We start from the raw sequence: 19,633 nt of genomic DNA, 5'->3' as shown, positions 1-19,633 counted from the left end.
GCACCGAACCCGCTGGAGGCAACGAGACGGCGATGTGACTCCTGCCGGGCGACCACTCTAGCCATGGGCCGATCTCGCCCGACACCTCGTCCCGCACAAGCGGCCCGGTCGGGCTGCGGCCCGTCCGGTCGCCGCTGCGACGTGCGTGCGACGGGGCGAACGGCAGTGCGGTACGCGGCCGGTGGGCCACCGCTCAGGACTCGGGCTCCTCGCGGACGGCCGGCTGCGCGTCGACGCGCGCGAGGGCCTCCTCGACGCTCTGCGATATCGGCACCGTGATGCTCACGCCGGTCAGGTCCAGGATGCGCTGGACGGCCGGGGTGGGGGAGATGATGTGCACGCTGCCCGGCAGCTCGCGGGCCTCCTGGTACACGCGCAGGATGATGTTCATGCCGGACGAGTCCATGAACGGCACCGCCGTCAGGTCCAGCAGGAAGTGCCGCCTGCCGTGGTGGAGCTGGTTCGCCAGGTGGTGCTGGAACTCCGTCGCGGTGTCGACGTCCAGGTACCCCTCCACCTTGAGCAGCGCGACATCGTCGCGGGGCAGGGACACCTCGACGGAAAGAGGGTTCTGGGCAATGGGCACGAGTACCTCCCACAAGAGCTGACGGCCAGGGCTGGTTACCCCTGTGTACGGCGGTGACGCCCTCCGCACACGGACGTGCGCGGTGATCAACATCTCATCGGCACCGACGTGCGGGGGAGTCTCTCCGCCACGGGTCGGCGGCACCGTTCCCGGCTGCCGGATCCCATGCTCTCCCCCTCACGTGCGGGCCGTGTCTCACCGCGCAGCCGCGATTACCCCCGAACGGCTCCTTCATGCATGGCACGGCACCGCATCCCGCGTCCCTCCTCTCACACCCGTGCCTCGCGCACCGGTGCGCGCCGTGTCACCCGACCTGGATGCCCACGATGCAGGTGTCGTCGTCCGTGTCCGACCGGCTGTGGGTGAGCAGCCGGTCGAGCTGCTGGTCCAGACCGCTGGGCGCCGTGGCCACGGTCGTCAGCAGGTGCGTCAGGGACTCCTCCACCGAGCGGTCGCGGCGCTCGATCAGGCCGTCGGTGTACATCAGCAGGATGTCCTGCGTGGACAGCTGCACCTCGGCCTCCTCGTACACCACCTCGGGCAGCGCGCCCAGCAGCAGGCCCTTCACGAGCGGCAGGGGGGCCGCCCCGGCGTCGCGGACCAGGACGGGCGGCAGGTGCCCCGCCCGGGCCCAGCGCAGCGTGCGCCGCTCCGGGTCGTACAGGGCGCACACCGCCGTCGCCGTGACCGCGCCCGTCAGGTGGTGCGCCACGATGTTCAGCCACGACAGCAGCTGTCCGGGACCGGCGCCGGTGACGGCCAGGCCGCGCAGCGCGTTGCGGAGCACCACCATGCTGGTCGCGGCCTCGATGCCGTGGCCGGCCACGTCGCCCACGCACAGCAGGACCATGCGGGACGGCAGCACGACGGCGTCGTACCAGTCGCCGCCCACCAGTTGCTCGGCCTCCGCGGGCCGGTAGCGGACGGCCACGCTCAGGCCGGGCACCTGCAACGGCGCCTGGGTGGGCGGCATGATGGCGTGCTGCAGCTGCAGGGCCAGCCGGTCGCGTTCGGTGGCGTGCTGCTCGGTGTGCGCCAGCTGGTCCCGGGTCGCCGCGAGCGCCACCTCGGTCCAGTGCTGGGCGGAGATGTCCTGGTAGGCCCCGCGGATCACGAGCAGCCGGTCGTCGGTGTCCAGGACCGGCTCGGCCACCACGCGGATGTGCCGGGTCACCCCGTCGGGCCGCTGCAGCCGGAACGCCGCGGACGCCGGCCGCCGGTGGTGCAGCAGCGTGCGCAGGAAGCGCCGGATGGTGGCGGCGTCGTCCGGGTGGGCGTGCGCGGGCAGCTCCTCCAGGGGGACCGGCGTACTGGACTGCGGACGCCCGTAGAGGTCGAACAGCTGCCCGTTCCAGGTGATCTCCCCGGTCAGCAGGTTCTCCTCGAAACCGCCGATCCGGCCGAGGCGCTGGGCGTGCTGCAGCAGACTGGCCAGCCGCGCCGTCTCGTCCTCGATGCGCCAGATCAGCAGGACGCCCGCACCGTGCCGGCTGATGCTGATGTCCGCGACCGCCGAGAGCGGCACCTGGCCCACCAGCGCCGTCAGCTGCATGCGCTGCGCCCGGAACGGCTCACCGGTGGCGTACACCCGCTCCACGCTCTGGAACAGCTCGCTGTCGCCGGCGGCCATCGGGAAGGCCTCCAGCAGCAGCGCGCCGTTGACGACCGCGCGCGGCCGCCCGGCGGGGTCCAGGAACCGGTTGTTGACGTGCTGGATGCGGAAGTCCACCAGGTTCCCGCCGGCGTCCAGGTGCGGGACGAGGACCAGGGCGGGGTCGTGCAGCCCGTCGGCCAGGTCCATCAGCTCGGCGGCGTCCGGCAGGATGCGCGGCTCGTGGGAGGCCCCGGGCGGCAGCGTGTACGACTCCAGGGTGTGGGCGCACAGCTCGGCCAGGGCCTCCACCTGCCGGACGATCTGCGGCGGCTGGGGCTCCAGCGGTGTGGGCCAGACGATCTCCAGCACGCCGTGCAGGCGCCCCCCGGTGCCGGCGGGCACGGCCGCCCGGCCGCCCTCCGGGTGGAGGTGCCGGCCGATGCTGGGCAGCCCGGTGCTCTCCAGCGACGTGATCCACTGCCCGGCCCGTTCGGTCAGGCCCCGGCGCGCCACCGTCGCCACGTCCGGCGGTACGTAGTGCCAGCGCGCGGCCTCGGCCGGGGAGAACCCGGCGCTGCCCGCCAGGGTCAGCGAGCCGTCCGACCCGGCGGCCCAGATGGCCACCGCCACCGCGCCGAGCGGGCGCAGCGCCTGCTCCAGCAGGGAGTCGGCGACGGCCTGGGTGTCGTTGGCGGCCAGCGCGCCGCTCTCGGCCGCGCGCAGGCGCACGGCCGCCGACTCCAGCTCCGCGGCCTCCGCCTCCTCGGCGGCCTTGGTGGCCGCGAGGAACGCGTCGGTCACCTCGGACATCCTGTCCCGGGCGGCCTGGTTGATGACCTCGACCGCGAACTCCAGGGGCGTGATGCCGGCCTGCTCGGTCAGCTCGGCGAGCTGGCGGGCGGCCTGCGCCGGACCGCACTGGAGGCGCTCGACGAGGATGCCCTTGGCGAGTTCTATGAGAGCGCGCCCCTCGGCCTCCGCCTGAGCCGCCCGCACCTCACGGCTGAGCCGCTCCACCGTGGCCGCCAGTCTGCCGACGGGGGAGGCGGGGGAGACGCCTCCGAGGTCCGCGCGCGGCAGGTCGGTGGCGGAGGCGAACGCCGCGTAGGCGGACGCCAGCGCGTCGCCGGGTTCCTCGGTGGCGAGGTCGAGCCGCGGCTCACCGGCCTGGGGGCCGGTGGAGTCGAGCTGCGACTCACCGTGGTCCGGTTCGCGCGGGTGCTCGGGGTTGCTCACAGTGGGAATGCTCCTCGGCTGGAGGGCCCTGGGACAGCGGACGTGGGGCGCCGTGCGCCGCCCGCCCGGCCGGTGCGGCCGGCGGACGGCGCGGGCGTGCTCATGCGGGCAGCCAGCGCCGGACGCAGGCGATCAGGTCCTGTGTGTCGACCGGCTTGGTGACGTAGTCGCTGGCGCCCGACGCGATGCTCTTCTCCCTGTCCCCCGGCATCGCCTTCGCAGTCACGGCGATGATGGGCAGTTCGGCGTACTGCGGCATCTTGCGGATCTCGGCCGTCGCGGTGTAGCCGTCCATCTCCGGCATCATCACGTCCATCAGGACGAGCGCGATGTCCGGGTTGTTCGTCAGCGTCTCGATGCCCTTGCGGCCGTTCTCCGCGTGCAGCACCCGGAAGCCGTGCAGCTCCAGGATGCCGCTGAGCGCGAAGAGGTTGCGGGCGTCGTCGTCGACGACGAGCACCGTGCGGCCGGCGAGCGAGTCGTCCACCGGCTGCGGGACCAGGCGCTGCGGCTCGTCCGGGCGGACCAGGGAGAGCACGTCGCCGGGCTCCTCCGCCGACAGGTGCAGGGCGATGCGCTCGCGCAGCTCGTCGAGGCTGGAGAGGAACTCCAGCGCCCCGCCCTCCGCGCGGGAGCGCAGCGACTCCTCCAGCGCCAGGTCGGTGCGGTGACCGCTGTGCACCAGCACCGGGACGCTGGCCAGGGCGGAGTCGCCCCGCAGGGCGTCCAGGAACCGGGACGCCTCCGCGTCCGGCATGCCCAGCTCCAGGACCACGCAGTGGCACGGCTCGGAGGCCAGCGCACCGGCCGCCTCCTGGGCGCCGACGGCGGTGATGATGTCGACCGCGGGACGGGCGGAGCCGTCGTCCCGGCCGTGCGCCAGGTCGGTGACCACGCTCTCCGCGACCAGGGTCAGCAGACCGCGCGGCCGTTCCTCGACGACCAGCAGCCGCCGGGGACGCTCACCGGTGCCGGACTCCGCGGCCGGCAGCAGGCGGGGCACCTCGTCGGGGAGCGGGTCGGCGGCGATCCGCTCGGGGGCGCGGGTGCGGCTGATCAGTTCCTCGAAGTCGGGCCGGGCGACCGGCAGGAACAGCGTGAAGGTGCTGCCCTGGCCCGGCGTGCTGTCGACCGTGACGGCGCCGCCGAGCAGATGGGCGATCTCCCGGGTGATGGACAGCCCGAGGCCGGTGCCGCCGTACTTGCGGCTGGTGGTGCCGTCGGCCTGCTGGAAGGCCCCGAAGATCGTCTCCAGGTGCTGCTCGGGGATGCCGATGCCCGTGTCCTTCACCCGGAAGGCGACCACGGTGCTGCCGCGGATGACGCCCTCGGGAACCTCGCCGTCCTGCGCGGGCTCCACCCGCAGCTCCACGTTGCCCCGCTCGGTGAACTTCACCGCGTTCGACAGCAGGTTGCGCAGCACCTGCCGCAGCCGGGAGTCGTCGGTGAGCAGGTCGGCCGGCGCCCCGGGCGCGGTGGCCACCGTGAACTCCAGGCCCTTCTGCATCGTCATGGGCCGGAAGGTGGCCTCGACGTACTCGATGAGCTGCCGCAGCGCGACCCGCTCGGGGGTGACGTCCATCTTGCCGGCCTCGACCTTCGACAGGTCGAGGATGTCGTTGATCAGCTGCAGCAGGTCCGATCCCGCGGAGTGGATGATCTGCGCGTACTCGACCTGCTTCGGGGTGAGGTTGCGCGACGGGTTCTGGGCGAGCAACTGCGCGAGGATCAGCAGGCTGTTGAGCGGGGTGCGCAGCTCGTGGCTCATGTTCGCCAGGAACTCCGACTTGTACTTCGAGGCGAGCGACAGCTGCTGGGCGCGGGCCTCCAGTTCCTGGCGCGCCTGCTCGATCTGCAGGTTCTTCGCCTCGATGTCCCGGTTCTGCGCGACCAGCAGCGAGGCCTTCTCCTCCAGCTCGGCGTTGGAGCGCTGGAGCTCCTCCTGCTGCACCTGGAGCTCCGCGGAGCGGGCCTGCAGCTCCGCGGTCAGCCGCTGCGACTCGGCCAGCAGCTCGTCGGTGCGCGCGTTGGCCACGATGGTGTTGACGTTGACGCCGATGGTCTCCATCAGCTGGTCCAGGAAGTCCCGGTGGGTCTGCGTGAACGGGGTCACCGACGCCAGTTCGATCACACCGAGGACCTGCCCCTCCACCACGATGGGCAGCAGCACCAGGGCGGTCGGCACCACCTGGCCGAGCCCGGAGGAGATGGTCACGTAGTCCGGCGGCAGGTCGTCCACCGCGATGGCCCGCTGGCTGCGCGCGGCCTGGCCGACCAGGGTGCGGCCGAAGGCGATGCGGGTGGGCCGGCTGCTGTCGTCGGGGTAGCCGTAGGAGCCGACGAGCCGGAGCTCGGGTCCCTTGTCGCCGTCCTCGGCCAGGTAGAACGCGCCGTACTGGGCCGCCACCAGCGGGACCAGCTCGTCCATGATCAGCTCCGCGACCACGGGCAGGTCGCGGTGGCCCTGCATCAGGCCGGAGATGCGGGCGAGGTTGGTCTTGAGCCAGTCCTGTTCCTGGTTGGCCCGGGTGGTCTCGCGCAGGGACTCCACCATCGAGTTGATGTTGTCCTTGAGCTCGGCGACCTCGCCGGACGCCTCCACGGTGATGGAGCGGGTCAGGTCGCCCTCGGCGACGGCGCTCGCGACCTCCGCGATCGCGCGCACCTGCCGGGTCAGGTTGCCGGCCAGCTCGTTGACGTTCTCCGTCAGGCGCTTCCAGGTGCCCGAGACGCCCTCCACCTCGGCCTGGCCGCCGAGGCGGCCCTCGGTGCCGACCTCGCGGGCGACGCGGGTGACCTCGTCGGCGAAGGCGGAGAGCTGGTCGACCATCGTGTTGATCGTCGTCTTGAGTTCGAGGATCTCGCCCCGGGCGTCGACGTCGATCTTCTTGGACAGGTCACCGCGGGCCACGGCGGTCGTCACCAGCGCGATGTTGCGCACCTGGCCGGTGAGGTTGTTGGCCATGGAGTTGACGTTGTCGGTCAGGTCCTTCCACGTGCCCGCCACGTTCGGCACGTGCGCCTGGCCGCCGAGGCGGCCCTCGGTGCCGACCTCGCGGGCGACGCGGGTGACCTCGTCGGCGAAGGCCGACAGCGTGTCGACCATCGTGTTGATGACCTCGGCCAGCGCCGCGACCTCGCCCTTGGCCTCGACCGTGATCCGGCTGGAGAGGTCGCCGCGCGCCACGGCGGTGGCGACCTGGGCGATGGAGCGGACCTGCCCGGTCAGGTTCGACGCCATCACGTTGACGTTGTCGGTGAGGTCCTTCCAGGTGCCCGAGACCCCCCGCACCTGGGCCTGGCCGCCGAGGCGGCCCTCGGTGCCGACCTCGCGGGCGACGCGGGTGACCTCGTCGGCGAAGGCGGAGAGCTGGTCGACCATCGTGTTGATGGTGTTCTTCAGTTCCAGGATCTCGCCGCGCGCGTCGACGGTGATCTTCTGCGACAGGTCGCCCTTGGCGACGGCGGTCGCCACCAGCGCGATGTTGCGGACCTGGCCGGTGAGGTTGCCGGCCATGAAGTTCACGGAGTCGGTCAGATCGCGCCAGGTGCCCTTGACGCCCTTCACGTCCGCCTGGCCGCCGAGGCGGCCCTCGGTGCCGACCTCGCGGGCGACGCGGGTGACCTCGTCGGCGAAGGCGGAGAGCTGGTCGACCATCGTGTTGATGGTGTTCTTCAGTTCCAGGATCTCGCCGCGCGCGTCGACGGTGATCTTCTGCGACAGGTCGCCCTGCGCCACGGCCGTCGTCACCTGCGCGATCGAGCGGACCTGGCCGGTGAGGTTGCCGGCCATGTGGTTCACCGAGTCGGTCAGATCGCGCCAGACACCGGCGACCCCCGGTACCTGTGCCTGGCCGCCGAGCCGTCCCTCGCTGCCGACCTCGCGGGCGACGCGGGTGACCTCGTCGGCGAAGGCGGACAGCTGGTCGACCATCGTGTTGACGGTCTCCTTCAGCTGCAGGATCTCGCCGCGGGCGGGCACGTCGATCTTCTGCGACAGGTCGCCCTTGGCCACTGCCGTGGCGACCTGGGCGATGTCCCGGACCTGTGTGGTCAGGTTGCCCGCCATGGCGTTGACCGAGTCGGTCAGGTCCGCCCAGGTGCCCGAGACCCCCGGCACCTGGGCCTGCCCGCCGAGCGTCCCCTCGGTGCCGACCTCGCGGGCGACCCGGGTGACCTCGGAGGTGAAGACCGACAACTGGTCCACCATGCCGTTGAAGACCTTGGCGATGTCGCCCATGAGTCCGTCGGCGTCGTCCGGCAGGCGTGTGCCGAAGTCTCCGTCCCGGACGGCCGTCAGGCCCGCCAGGAGTCTGCGCAACTCCTGGTCCGCCGGGACCGCCTCGGTGACCCCGGTGCTGTCGCTGGTCATGCGCACCCTCGTTCCGCTCCCCAGGAGTCCTCGCGACCGAGAACTCGGCACCCCTCCGGGCTGCTGTGCGGCCCGGCGCGTCATGTCTGCATTTCCGCAGTTCACGGAACTGCGCGATGAGAAATACGCCGCAGGCTAACCCACGTGCCGGGTGTGGAACAAAGCGTGGCGCCGGCCTCCCGGTCCCGGGGAAGGAAGTGGCGTGAGGCGTGCATGCCCCGGCTCGAGCGGGGTACACGAGCAAGTTTCGGCCACGGCCGGGACCGCCTGTCGGAGGCGGGAACCCGGTGCCCGGGGCGACCGCCCCGGCACGGTCGCCCGCGCCCGTCCGGCGCGCGGCGGACGCTCCCGGGCCCGGGCGCCGCGGCGGAGCCGGCGCGCCGCGCCCGGAGCCGTCGCCGAAAGGCGGCCGGTACGGCGGTGTACTCCGAATGCGCTTGCTCCAGGAGGGTATTTGGCTGCTGTGGAGCCGGGCGGGACCCAGACCGACCCCGTCCGGTCCGCTACTCGTCACCCACCGGGAGGGAAGGAACAGCGTGCCCATCGACAGAATCTGGTCGTACGCGCCGGGCAGTGGCCACGTCGAGGGGCGGGACCTGACGGGCTACACCGTCGTCGCCGACGACGGCACGATCGGCCACGTGGACCGGCAGGCCGACCACCACGGCATGCGGCACCTGGTCGTCGACACGGGCGTCTGGGTGTTCGGCCGCAGCGTCCTCGTGCCGGTCGGGGTCGTCACGGGGATCGACACCGCGGAACGGAGGATAACGGTGGCCTGCACGCGGGGGGAGGTCAAGGCCGCGCCCCGGTTCCGGACCGACAGCGAGACCATGGACCCCGCGTACCTGACGGCCGTCGGTGACTATTACCACAGGCTCCCGCCGCGCGAGCCGTCCGCGAGCTGAGCGCGGAGCCGGACCGCCGGGCTGCCGCCGTCGCCCCGCCAGGGCGGCGGCACGCCCGTCCGGGGCCGCCGTCCGCTCCGGCGTGGGGGCGCCCCGCCTCACCAGGGCAGGAAGACGTGGATGTCCTTGCCCCGCTCGTTCGTCACGACGCTCACCTGGTCGCACAGCGTGTGGATCAGGTGCCAGCCGATGCCGCCCCCGCCGCTGCTCGGGTGGAACGGCCGCGGCGCGGGTTCGGTGGTGCTGGTGTCGTGCATCACCACGTGCACGCCGTCGAAGGTCCTGCGCATCCGCAGCTGGAAGGGCCCCGGTGCGTACTGGACCGCGTTCGCGGCCAGTTCCGTGACGACCAACAGGATGTCGTCCCAGTGCTCAGGTGCGGACGGCGCCGACACGCGTGCCAGGTCGAAGAGGAACTCCTCCGCGACCAGACGCGCATCGGTCACGTCGTGCAGCTCACCTGAGAAGCTGGCGACGCGGCTCGTGATCTCCTCGGAAGCCAGTGTCTTGTCCCAACGCGGCTCGGTTGCCATCTCGCCTTCCCGGCCCGGCGTCAGCAGGGCTGTCGACCTTCCTCTTGCGTCCCCTTCGTCTGTTAGTTCCCGTGCTGGCGGACCCTACGCGCCCGTCTGCCGGGGCCGATGCGGAACAGGGGTCCGGCCGCCGGGGGCCGTGCAGCACTGCGTGAGGGGTGCGTCACCCAGTGCGTCACGGGGCAGCGTCGAGCGCCCGCCCGCGGGTTCCGGCGCGGGGCGGGGCAATTTTAGGGCGGGCGGCGCGGCCGGGTGGCGGGATCCGGGGCGAAGACGCCGCCGGCGGGAATGCCGTCCGGGCGCGCGGCGGCGGACACGGGAAACGGAATCTGATATTCCCGAATTTCGGCCCACCGGATTTCCCGGAAACGCGGCCGCCGCGCGAATTCCCCGGATTATGGCGCCAGTTGAGGGGCACCCGCTTTCACGGGAAACACACAAGCGCGTTCCGCGGTGGAACGCGCGCTGGTCCACCGACCCGAAACCGGGAGATTCTGATGACGAGTTACGGCAGTTCCTCTGCCGCGTCCGCCAGGTCGCGCACCAACGGTCTGGCCATCGCGAGTCTGATCTGCGGAATCGTCGGACTGTTCATCTTCAACGTGATTCTCGGTCCGATCGCGATCGTGCTGGGCGCCGTCGGAATGCGGCAGGCACCGGCCAAGGGCGGGGCGGGCATGGCGAAGGCCGGTATCGCGCTCGGCATCGTCGACCTGGTCGTCTTCGGCATTCTGCTCGCCGTCTCGGCCGCCAACGGCGGCTTCACCTGGTACGTGGGCGGTTGATCCGGCAGTCCGGATCACACGGCAGCCCAGGGTGCACCGCAGGGGCGCCCGCCGGTCGAGACCGGCGGGCGCCCCTGCCGTCCGCCCCGGTCGCCCGTCACCGGAACACGTTGTCGGAGTCGTCCCAGACCGCCGGGTCCTCCGCCACGGCAGCCGGCCGCCCGGGCCGCCCGCGGGACCGGTACATCGCGTCGATCTCGACCGCGTAACGCCGCACGATCTCGTCCCGGCGCAGCTTCATCGACGGCGTCAGCAGCCCGTTGGCCACGTCGAACGGCTCCGGCAGGACACGGAACACACGGATCGACTCCCCGCGCGACACCGCGCTGTTGGCCGCGGCCACGGCCCGGGCGACCTCCTCCCGCAGCGCGTTCTCCTCCCGCGCCTCGCGCAGCGGGGCGTCGCCCTGCCACGCCACCGCCGCCCGCCAGTGCGCCAGGAACTCCGGGTCCAGGGTGATCAGCGCCCCCACGCAGGGCCGGTCGTCGCCGACGACCACGGCCTGGTGGATGAGCGGGTGCATCCGCAGCCGCTGCTCCAGCAGCGCCGGGGCCACGCTCGTGCCGCCGCTCGTGACGATGACGTCCTTCTTGCGGCCGGTGATCGTCAGGTAGCCGTCGGAGTCCAGCCGCCCCAGGTCCCCGGTGGCCAGCCAGCCGCCCCGCAGCGCGGCCCGCGTCGCGGCCTCGTCGCCCAGGTAGCCCTGGAACACCGATGGTCCGCGCACCAGGATCTCCCCGTCCCCGGCCACCCGGATCTCCGTGCCCGGCAGGGCCCGGCCTACGGTCCCGGACTTCTCCCGGCCCAGCGGCTGCATGGTCACGCCCCCACCGGTCTCCGTCAGGCCGTACCCGTCGTGCACGTACAGGCCGATGCCCTCGTAGAACAGGGACAGGTCGCGGTCGAGCGTGGAGCCGCCCGAGGTGGCCCGGACGATCCGGCCGCCCAGCGCCTCGCGCAGCCTGCGGTAGACCGTGCGCTCGTACAGGGCGTGCTGCAGCCGCAGGTCGAGGCCGGGCCCGGGTCCGCTGCCCAGCCGCTGCCGCTCCACGGCGGCGGCGAAGTCCCGCGCCGTGCCGGCGGCCCGCTCGAACAGCCCGCCCCGGCCCGCCTGCTGGGCCGTGCGCAGGAACGTCTTGTACAGCTTCTCGAAGATCGACGGGACGCCGTAGAGGTACGTCGGCCGGAAGGTGCGCAGGGCCGACGTCAGGGCCTCTCCGCTCGGGTCGGGTTCGTGCCCCATCAGCAGGCCGCCGCGCACGCACATGCCCTGGATCATCAGGCCGTACACGTGGGAGAAGGGCAGGAAGGCCAGGACGGAGCCCTGTTCGCCGGGCGGCGCGGCCGTGTGGCCCCAGCCGGCCAGCAGCGTGTCGCAGGGGGCGGCCAGGTTGCGGTGGCTCAGCGCGCACCCCATGGCGTGGCCGGTGGTGCCGGAGGTGTAGGCGATGACGGCCGTGGAGTCCGGCAGCACGATGCGGCGCATCGAGTCGACCGTGGCCAGCGGGATGTACGTGCCGCGCGCCACCAGCTCCCGCAGCGCGCCCGCGTCCAGCTGCCAGACGTGCCGCAGCAGCGGCAGCGAGGCGCACACCGAGCCGACGGTCATCACGCCCTGCTCGTCCTCGACCACCACGGCCACGCAGCCCGCGTCCCGCAGGATCCACTCCACCTGGTCCCGCGACGACGCCGGATGGATCGGGACGACCTCGGCGCCCACCGACCACAGCGCGTACGCCAGCACCGTCCACTCGTACCGGGTGCGCGCCATCACGGCCACCCGGTGGCCCGGCGCGATCCCGCACGCGATCAGCCCCTTGGCGAGTTCCACCACCTCGTCGCGGAACTCCACGGCCGTCACCTCCTCCCACCGGGCGGAGGCCGGGTCGGGACGGCGGGCGAGCATCGGCAGGGCGGGGCTCCGGTCCGCCGTCTCGAACAGACGGTCGGCGAGCCCGCCGGTCAGGGGCGGGGCGGCCGGGGGTGGGGCGGCCGGGGAAGCCGGAGCGAGGTCGCGCATGCACTGCTCCTGACGTGTACGGGGCGTGACGGCGCCGAAGAGTCCCGTCATCGGCGGTGCTCGAATGTAGCCGAGCCGGGCCGCCGCGGGGCAGCGATCGCGGAAGTCGTCCCCGTCCTGATGATCTCGGCCGGATCGGGGGACTCGGAACGGCATGAGTCAGCACATCAGTCCCGATCCCGAACCCGAACGCAGCACCGGCCTCGAACCGGGCGGCGGCGTTCCGCCGGGGGAGACCCCGCCGGCGGAGAGCAGCATGCCGGAAGCCGGCCCCCAGGAGACGCACAACCCGCCCACGGGCTGGGCCAAGGCACCGCTGACGCTGATCCTCGGCCTGGTGGTGCTGGTCGCCGCCTTCTTCCTCGTGTACGCCCTCGTCCTGATCTTCTGAACCCGGCCCCGGCCGGGAACCCGCCCGCGGGGCGTCTCACTCCTGGGTGTGCCGCACGCACTCCGTGACGACGTCCCGCAGGCTCCCCGTGCGCTCCAGCAGGGCGCGCTGCACCTGTGCCCCGTTGCCGTCCCGCAGCAGACCGGCGACGGCCCGCTCGGCGCGCTCGAGGTCCCCGGTGTCGCCGAGCGCCTCGCCCACGTGGTCCAGCAGGGAGCGCACGACCACCTCGGCGGGCATCCGCCGCATGGTCGCCGGGTGCAGCAGCTCGCCCGTCAGGCCGGCCTGGGCGGCCCGCCAGCCGGCCAGCCGCAGCAGGCTGACGCTGTGGTCGACGGGCTCCACGCCCGCCCGCCACTCGCGCGCGGCCGTCTCCACCAGCCCGCGGGCGAGGGTGGCGATCAGCACGGCGGTGTCCGCGTGCAGGCAGACGTCGGAGACCCGTATCTCCACCGTCGGGTAGCGCTGGGACAGCCGGATGTCGAAGTAGATCATCCCCTCGTCGAGGATGGTCCCGGTGGCCACCATGTCGGCGACCCTGCGGTGGTACTGCTCGGCGGTGCCGAAGATCTCGGTCGGGCCGGCCGACGGCCAGCGCTGCCAGACCCGGCTGCGGTAGCTGTTGTAGCCCGAGTCCTTGCCCATCCAGAACGGGGAGTTGGCGCTGAGCGCCGCCAGCACCGACAGCCAGGGCCGCACCCGGTCGACGACCGCGACGCCCTCGTCGTCGGACTCCACGGAGACGTGCACGTGGCAGCCCATGACGAGCTGCTCGCGGGTGGCGATGCCGTACTGCTCCTCCATCCACTGGTACCGGCGGTTCAGGCTCACGGCGGGGCTGACCGGCAGCGGGGAGGTGGCCAGCGCCGCCACGGTGCAGCCGATGTCGCCGGCGTGCCGGGCGGCCTCCTTGCGGCAGCGGCCGATCTCCGCGCGCAGCTCGTCCATGGACGACTGCGGATGGGTGGCGAACTCCAGCATCTGCTCGTGGAGTTCCTTCTCGAACACGTCCTGGTCCGCGTCGTCGTGCTCGGCACGGGCGAGCACCGCTGCGGACTGGGCCCGCGGATCGCCGGTCTCCGGATCGACCAGGAGGAGTTCCTCCTCCACTCCGACGGTGCGCACGTGATGCCGCCTTTCTCTGACTGCCGCGACGCCGAGATGTCCTCGGCCGTACGACCCCGAATGCCCCGCTCGGAGCGCGGGACACCTGGCGGCGTCGTCGGACCTCAGAGAGAGGGCGTCAGAGAGAGGGCCTCACGGGGACAGGGGCCTGAGCCACACCGTCGCCAGCGGCGGCAGCGTGATCCGCAGCCGGCCGTCCTCCGGCTTCACCGGGTCCGCGAGGCCGACGCCGCTGCCGCCGTAGCGGACCGCGTCGGTGTTGAGGACCTCCTGCCAGGCGACCACGTCGTCCGGCACGCCCAGGCGGTAGTCCTCGCGCACCACGGGGGAGAAGTTCGACACCGCGAGCAGCGGGTCGCCCTGGGCGTCGTACCGCAGGAACGCGAAGACGTTGTCGTCGGCCGCGTCCACCGCCACCCACCGGAACCCCTCCGGGCGGGTGTCGTACTGCCACAGGGCCGGGGTCGCCCGGTAGAGCGTGTTGAGGTCCCGGACCAGGTCCCGCACACCCCGGTGGTCGCCGGCCGAGTGGTAGCCCTCGTCGAGCAGCCACCACTCCGGCCCGTGCTCCACCGACCACTCCGCCCCCTGGGCGAACTCCTGCCCCATGAACAGCAGCTGCTTGCCGGGGTGGGCCCACATGAAGGCGAGGTAGGCGCGGACCGTGGCGCGCCGCTGCCACCAGTCGCCCGGCACCTTCGACACCAGGGCCTGCTTGCCGTGCACGACCTCGTCGTGCGAGATCGGCAGGACGTAGTTCTCGCTGTAGGCGTACACCATCGAGAAGGTCATCTCGTGGTGGTGGTACTTGCGGTGCACCGGCTCGTGGGCGACGTACTCCAGCGAGTCGTGCATCCACCCCATGTTCCACTTCAGGCCGAAGCCGAGGCCGCCGGTGTCGGTGGGCCGGGTCACCCCGCCCCACGCGGTGGACTCCTCCGCGATGGTGACCACGCCCGGCGCCCGCCGGTAGACCGTCGCGTTCATCTCCTGCAGGAACGCCATGGCCGCCAGGTCCTCACGGCCGCCGTACGCGTTGGGCTCCCACTGGCCGTCCTCGCGGCTGTAGTCGAGGTAGAGCATGGAGGCGACCGCGTCGACGCGCAGCCCGTCGATGTGGAACTCCTCGCACCAGTACACGGCGTTCGCCACGAGGAAGTTGCGGACCTCGGTGCGCCCGAAGTCGAACTCGTAGGTGCCCCAGTCCGGGTGTTCCGCGCGCCGCGCGTCCCCGGGCTCGTACAGCGGGTCCCCGTCGAACCGGGCCAGCGCCCAGTCGTCCTTCGGGAAGTGCGCCGGAACCCAGTCCATGATCACGCCGATGCCGGCCCGGTGGCAGGCGTCGACGAAGTACCGGAAGTCGTCCGGGGTGCCGAGCCGGGCCGTCGGCGCGTAGAAGCCGGTGACCTGGTAGCCCCAGGACCCGCCGAAGGGGTGCTCGGCGACCGGCATCAGCTCCACGTGGGTGAAGCCCATGTCCTTGACGTAGGCGGGCAGCTCGTCGGCGAGCTGCCGGTAGGTCAGCCCCGGACGCCAGGACGGCAGGTGCACCTCGTACACCGAGAACGGCGCCTCGTGCACCGGGGTGTCCCCGCGGTGCGCCATCCACTCCCCGTCGCCCCACTCGTAGTGCGAGGCCGTCACGATCGACGCCGTGTTCGGCGGCTCCTCGGTGCGGCGCGCCATCGGGTCGGCCTTGAGGAAGCGGTGGCCGTACCGGGAGGTGATCTCGAACTTGTACGCCGTGCCCTCGCCGACGCCCGGCACGAACAGCTCCCACACCCCGGACGCGCCCAGCGACCGCATCGGGAACTGCGTGCCGTCCCAGTGGGTGAAGTCCGCGGCGACCCGCACGCCCTGCGCGTTCGGCGCCCAGACGGTGAAGCGGGTGCCGGCCACGCCCTGGTGGGTCATCGGCTGCGCGCCCAGCGCCTTCCACAGCTCCTCGTGGCGGCCCTCACGGATCAGGTGCAGGTCGAGCTCGCCGAGCGCGGGCAGGAAGCGGTACGGGTCGTGCACCTCCAGCTCGCCCTCCTCGTACGCCACGGCGAGCGTGTAGGCGGGGACCGGGGCGAGCGGGAGGACCCCGGAGAAGAGGCCGTCGCCCTCCGAGTCCAGCCGGGTGCGCCGCCCGTCGACCACCACGCTCACGGCGCGGGCGAAGGGGCGCAGCGCCCGGAAGACGGTCCCGCCGGGCACCGGGTGGGCGCCCAGCAGGGCGTGCGGGTCGTGGTGGGAGCCCGCCAGCAGGCGCCCCCGGTCCTCGGGGCTCAGCGGCGGCGCCGCCCGGCTCGGGACGGGGCCGGACGGCTCGGGCAGCGACGTGTCGCGCAGGGCCATGGTCAGTCTCCTCTCACGGCGAGGCGCTCGATCGCCGCCATGGGTACGGGAAGCCAGTCGGGGCGGTGCCGTGCCTCGTACAGCACCTCGTACACGGCCCGGTCCGTCTCGTAGGCGCGCAGCAGGCCGTGCTTCTTGCGCGGGTCCCAGCCCGCGCGGGCGGCGTAGCCCGCGCAGTAGGCCTCCCGGCAGCGGCGCGCCCACTCGGGGCGCCAGGGGCGGCGCTGCCGGGCGGCGTAGTCGAAGGACCGCAGCATCCCGGCGATGTCCCGCACGGGGGAGTGGGCGCTGCGCCGTTCGGAGAGCGGCCGGGACGGCTCGCCCTCGAAGTCGATGACGAACCACTCGCGGCCGGCCCGCAGCACCTGCCCGAGGTGCAGGTCGCCGTGGATGCGCTGGGCGGGCGGCCCGGCGTCGCAGGTCGCGAGGGCCGCGAAGGCGGCGCGCAGGCCCGGGACGAACGGCTGGAGCGCCGGCACGCAGTGCGCGGCGGCGGTCAGGCGCTCGTTCATCGCGTCCGCCGTGCGCGCGTTCTCGCCGGGGGCGCCGACCGGGAACGCCGAGGCCAGCGCGAGGTGCACCTCCGCCGTGGCCGTGCCGAGCGCGCGGGCCTCCGCCGTGAAGTCGTCGGCGGCGGCCAGCGCGTTCAGGCCGAGCGTCCAGCCGTCGGAGGCGTCGCGCAGGTAGGGCTGGAGCACGCCCAGCGTCGCCCTGAAGGGGTGCTTGGTCTGGAACCAGGCCACCGGCGCGGGCACCCGGTGACAGCCCTGGCGGGCCAGTGCCCCCGGCACCTCCAGGTCCGGGTTGACGCCGGGCTGGATGCGCCGGAACACCTTCAGGATGTACTCGTCGCCGTACACCAGCGAGGAGTTGGACTGCTCGGCGTCCAGCAGCCGCGGCACCAGGCCGGCGGGCACGTGCTGGTCCGGGTCGCACTCGAAGCGCAGCGGGCCGGCCGTGCCGGGCTCGCGCAGTCGCTCCAGGAGCAGCTGCGTCGTCCGGGGGTCGTGCAGCGCGTCGTAGACCGTCAGGCCGGCCAGCGGTCCGTCCTGCACCCGGCCGATCAGTGCCCGGCCGAGCCGGGGCGAGGGGTGCTCGCGGACGCCGAGCAGGAGCTGGTAGCAGTCGCCGGCCGGGGGCGCGCCGCCGGGGGCGGGCACGCCGCCGTGCCCGGCGTGGACCAGCAGGTGCAGGCAGCCCGGGAACAGCTCGGTCATGGACAGCACACCGAGGTCGGTCACGGGCCGGTCCTTGCCGGCGAACCAGCGCTGCCGCGGCAGCCACTCGCGCAGCAGCCCGCCGAGCGACTCCAGGGGCTCGGCGAGGCGCGTGCGGTCCGGGCGGAGGGATGCGGTCTTCGGCATGGTCACGCCTCCTTTCGTCGGCGCATGCTCACAGTCGTCGGCCGATGCGGGATGCGACTCGCGTGAGCCGGAACCAGTAGAAGCCGTGGCCCCCGAGGGTCAGCAGGTACGGCAGCTCGCCGATGGCGGGGAAGCGCACCCCGCCGAACAGCTCGACGGGGTGGCGCCCGGCGAACTCCCGCAGGTCCAGTTCGGTGGGCTGCGCGAACCGCGCGAAGTTGTTCACGCAGAGCACCAGGTCGTCCTCGTACTCGCGCAGGAAGGCGAGCACCGCCGGGTTCGACGACGGCAGTTCGGTGTAGGAGCCGAGGCCGAAGGCCGGGTTCTGCTTGCGGATCTCGATCATGCGGCGGGTCCAGTGCAGCAGCGACGACGGCGAGGCCATCGACGCCTCCACGTTGGTCACCTGGTAGCCGTAGACCGGGTCCATGATCGTGGGGAGGGAGAGGCGGCCCGGGTCGCAGGTGGAGAAGCCCGCGTTGCGGTCCGGGGTCCACTGCATCGGGGTGCGCACCGCGTCCCGGTCGCCGAGCCAGATGTTGTCGCCCATGCCGATCTCGTCGCCGTAGTAGATGATCGGCGAGCCCGGCAGGGACAGCAGCAGGGCGGAGAACAGCTCGATGGTGTGCCGGTCGTTGTCCAGCAGCGGGGCGAGCCGGCGCCGGATGCCGATGTTGGCGCGCATGCGGGGGTCCTTGGCGTACTCCGCCCACATGTAGTCGCGCTCCTCGTCGGTGACCATCTCCAGGGTCAGCTCGTCGTGGTTGCGCAGGAAGATGCCCCACTGGCAGCCGGACGGGATCGCGGGGGTCTTGGCCAGGATCTCCGACACGGGGTAGCGGGACTCGCGGCGCACGGCCATGAAGATGCGCGGCATGACGGGGAAGTGGAACGCCATGTGGCACTCGTCGCCGCCGGAGGCGTAGTCGCCGAAGTAGTCGACGACGTCCTCGGGCCACTGGTTGGCCTCCGCCAGCAGCACGGTGTCCGGGTACTGGGCGTCGATCTCCTTGCGGACCCGCTTGAGGAACTCGTGGGTGGCGGGCAGGTTCTCGCAGTTGGTGCCCTCGGCCGCGTACAGGTACGGCACCGCGTCCAGCCGGAAGCCGTCGATGCCCAGGTCCAGCCAGAAGCGCAGGGCGGCCAGGACCTCCTCCTGGACCCGCGGGTTCTCGTAGTTGAGGTCCGGCTGGTGCGAGAAGAAGCGGTGGAAGTAGTACTGACCCCGGACCGGGTCGTGGGTCCAGTTGGACACCTCGGTGTCGACGAAGATGATCCGGGCGTCCGGGTAGCCCTTGTCGTCGTCCGCCCACATGTAGAAGTCGCCGTAGGGCCCGTCGGGGTCCTTCCGCGACTCCTGGAACCACGGGTGCTGGTCGCTGGTGTGGTTCATGACGAAGTCGATGATCACGCGCATGCCGCGCTGGTGGGCGGCGTCGACGAACTCCACGAAGTCGGCGAGGTCGCCGAACTCGGGCAGCACCGCCGTGTAGTCGGAGACGTCGTAGCCGCCGTCCCGCAGCGGTGACTTGAAGAACGGCGGCAGCCACAGGCAGTCGACGCCCAGCCACTGCAGGTAGTCGAGCTTGGCGGTCAGGCCCCTGAGATCGCCGACGCCGTCGCCGTTGCTGTCCTGGAAGGAGCGGACGAGGACCTCGTAGAAGACGGCGCGCTTGAACCACTCCGGGTCCCGGTCCTTCGCGGGAGTGTCCTCGAAGGTGTCCGGTACGGGCTCGTTCACGGTCATGGCGTTCCTGCCCCTCCGTTTCGCGACGCGGCGGGCGGCAACTGGACGTGGAGGACGTGCGCGGGAGCCCGCCCCGGCTCCAGGCGCACGTAGTTGGTCCGGCCCCAGAGGTAGGACTCACCCGTGAGTTCGTCGCGGACCGGCGTGAACTCGCCCCAGTCCAGTCCGAGGTGCGGCATGTCCAACGAGACCGTGGCCTCCTGGGCGTGGTGCGGGTCGAGGTTCGCGACCACCAGCACGACGTCGTCCCCGGTGCGCTTGCTGTACGCGATCAGCGCGTCGTTGTCGGTGTGGTGGAAGCGCAGGTTCCTGAGCCGTCGCAGGGCCGGATGGGCCCGGCGGACGGTGTTGAGCCGGGTGATCAGCGGGGTGAGGGTGCGGCCCTCGCGTTCGGCGGCCTCCCAGTCGCGGGGGCGCAGCTGGTACTTCTCGGAGTCGAGGTATTCCTCGCTGCCCTGGCGCAGCGGGATGTTCTCGCACAGTTCGTAGCCGCTGTAGATGCCCCAGGAGGGGGAGAGGGTGGCGGCGAGCACGGCACGGACCTCGAAGGCGGGCCGGCCGCCGTGCTGGAGGTAGGCGTGCAGGATGTCGGGGGTGTTGGGGAAGAAGTTGGGCCGCATGTAGCTCGCGGC

13 protein-coding genes are annotated in these 19,633 nt (G+C 72.4%); 3 read left to right on the top strand and 10 right to left on the bottom strand.

All coding sequences use genetic code 11. The features are described 5' to 3' along the window. Window positions 1-193: 193 nt before the first annotated feature. The 3 genes from ACIF8T_RS10115 to ACIF8T_RS10105 form a co-directional block, all read right to left on the bottom strand. Complete coding sequence (locus ACIF8T_RS10115) at window positions 194-586, bottom strand: STAS domain-containing protein (protein ID WP_400033149.1); 393 nt, start codon at window positions 584-586, stop codon at window positions 194-196. Between the two features lie 304 nt (window positions 587-890). Continuing rightward, window positions 891-3,260 carry a SpoIIE family protein phosphatase gene (locus ACIF8T_RS10110; RefSeq protein ID WP_400033903.1) on the bottom strand — a complete coding sequence of 790 codons (2,370 nt, stop codon included), beginning with the start codon at window positions 3,258-3,260 and terminating at the stop codon, window positions 891-893. A gap of 256 nt (window positions 3,261-3,516) precedes the next feature. Further along, the gene (locus ACIF8T_RS10105) at window positions 3,517-7,788 is read right to left on the bottom strand and encodes a HAMP domain-containing protein (RefSeq protein WP_400033147.1); all 4,272 of its coding nucleotides are present in this window, start codon (window positions 7,786-7,788) and stop codon (window positions 3,517-3,519) included. A 536-nt stretch (window positions 7,789-8,324) separates the two neighbouring features. Between ACIF8T_RS10105 and ACIF8T_RS10100 the strand changes: the two genes are divergently transcribed. Then, window positions 8,325-8,696: a PRC-barrel domain-containing protein gene (locus ACIF8T_RS10100; protein ID WP_400033145.1), complete on the top strand. Its 372-nt coding sequence runs from the start codon at window positions 8,325-8,327 to the stop codon at window positions 8,694-8,696. A gap of 98 nt (window positions 8,697-8,794) precedes the next feature. Here ACIF8T_RS10100 and ACIF8T_RS10095 read toward each other — a convergent pair whose 3' ends face one another. After that, window positions 8,795-9,229, bottom strand: coding sequence for an ATP-binding protein (locus ACIF8T_RS10095; RefSeq protein WP_400033143.1), 435 nt, complete (start codon window positions 9,227-9,229; stop codon window positions 8,795-8,797). A gap of 497 nt (window positions 9,230-9,726) precedes the next feature. Between ACIF8T_RS10095 and ACIF8T_RS10090 the strand changes: the two genes are divergently transcribed. Further along, window positions 9,727-10,014, top strand: a complete 288-nt coding sequence (locus ACIF8T_RS10090) for a DUF4190 domain-containing protein (protein ID WP_400033141.1) — start codon at window positions 9,727-9,729, stop codon at window positions 10,012-10,014. A 97-nt stretch (window positions 10,015-10,111) separates the two neighbouring features. On the opposite strand, the gene ACIF8T_RS10085 is transcribed toward ACIF8T_RS10090, so the two are convergent. Next, window positions 10,112-12,034, bottom strand: a complete 1,923-nt coding sequence (locus ACIF8T_RS10085) for an AMP-dependent synthetase/ligase (protein ID WP_400033139.1) — start codon at window positions 12,032-12,034, stop codon at window positions 10,112-10,114. A 154-nt stretch (window positions 12,035-12,188) separates the two neighbouring features. On the opposite strand from ACIF8T_RS10085, the gene ACIF8T_RS10080 reads away from it, so the two are divergent. Then, the gene (locus ACIF8T_RS10080; RefSeq protein WP_400033137.1) at window positions 12,189-12,425 is read left to right on the top strand and encodes a DUF6480 family protein; all 237 of its coding nucleotides are present in this window, start codon (window positions 12,189-12,191) and stop codon (window positions 12,423-12,425) included. Between the two features lie 36 nt (window positions 12,426-12,461). On the opposite strand, the gene ACIF8T_RS10075 is transcribed toward ACIF8T_RS10080, so the two are convergent. The 5 genes from ACIF8T_RS10075 to ACIF8T_RS10055 all read right to left on the bottom strand — a co-directional run. Continuing rightward, window positions 12,462-13,550 carry a glutamate--cysteine ligase gene (locus ACIF8T_RS10075; RefSeq protein ID WP_400033135.1) on the bottom strand — a complete coding sequence of 363 codons (1,089 nt, stop codon included), beginning with the start codon at window positions 13,548-13,550 and terminating at the stop codon, window positions 12,462-12,464. Window positions 13,551-13,682: 132 nt separating this feature from the next. Next, window positions 13,683-15,890: a 1,4-alpha-glucan branching enzyme gene (gene glgB, locus ACIF8T_RS10070; protein WP_400033133.1), complete on the bottom strand. Its 2,208-nt coding sequence runs from the start codon at window positions 15,888-15,890 to the stop codon at window positions 13,683-13,685. 2 nt (window positions 15,891-15,892) lie between these two features. Continuing rightward, window positions 15,893-17,254 carry a maltokinase gene (locus tag ACIF8T_RS10065; protein ID WP_400033131.1) on the bottom strand — a complete coding sequence of 454 codons (1,362 nt, stop codon included), beginning with the start codon at window positions 17,252-17,254 and terminating at the stop codon, window positions 15,893-15,895. Window positions 17,255-17,282: 28 nt separating this feature from the next. Continuing rightward, on the bottom strand, window positions 17,283-19,001 hold the full coding sequence (gene treS / locus ACIF8T_RS10060; protein WP_400033129.1) for a maltose alpha-D-glucosyltransferase: 1,719 nt from the start codon (window positions 18,999-19,001) through the stop codon (window positions 17,283-17,285). Continuing rightward, a partial coding sequence (locus tag ACIF8T_RS10055) for an alpha-glucosidase C-terminal domain-containing protein (protein ID WP_400033127.1) occupies window positions 18,998-19,633 on the bottom strand: 636 nt, incomplete at its 5' end. The genes ACIF8T_RS10055 and treS, both read right to left, overlap by 4 nt.

The organism is Streptomyces sp. NPDC085946 (genome assembly GCF_044540485.1).
Taxonomy (GTDB): Bacteria; Actinomycetota; Actinomycetes; order Streptomycetales; family Streptomycetaceae; genus Streptomyces.
This window is presented reverse-complemented; position numbering and strand designations above follow the sequence as displayed.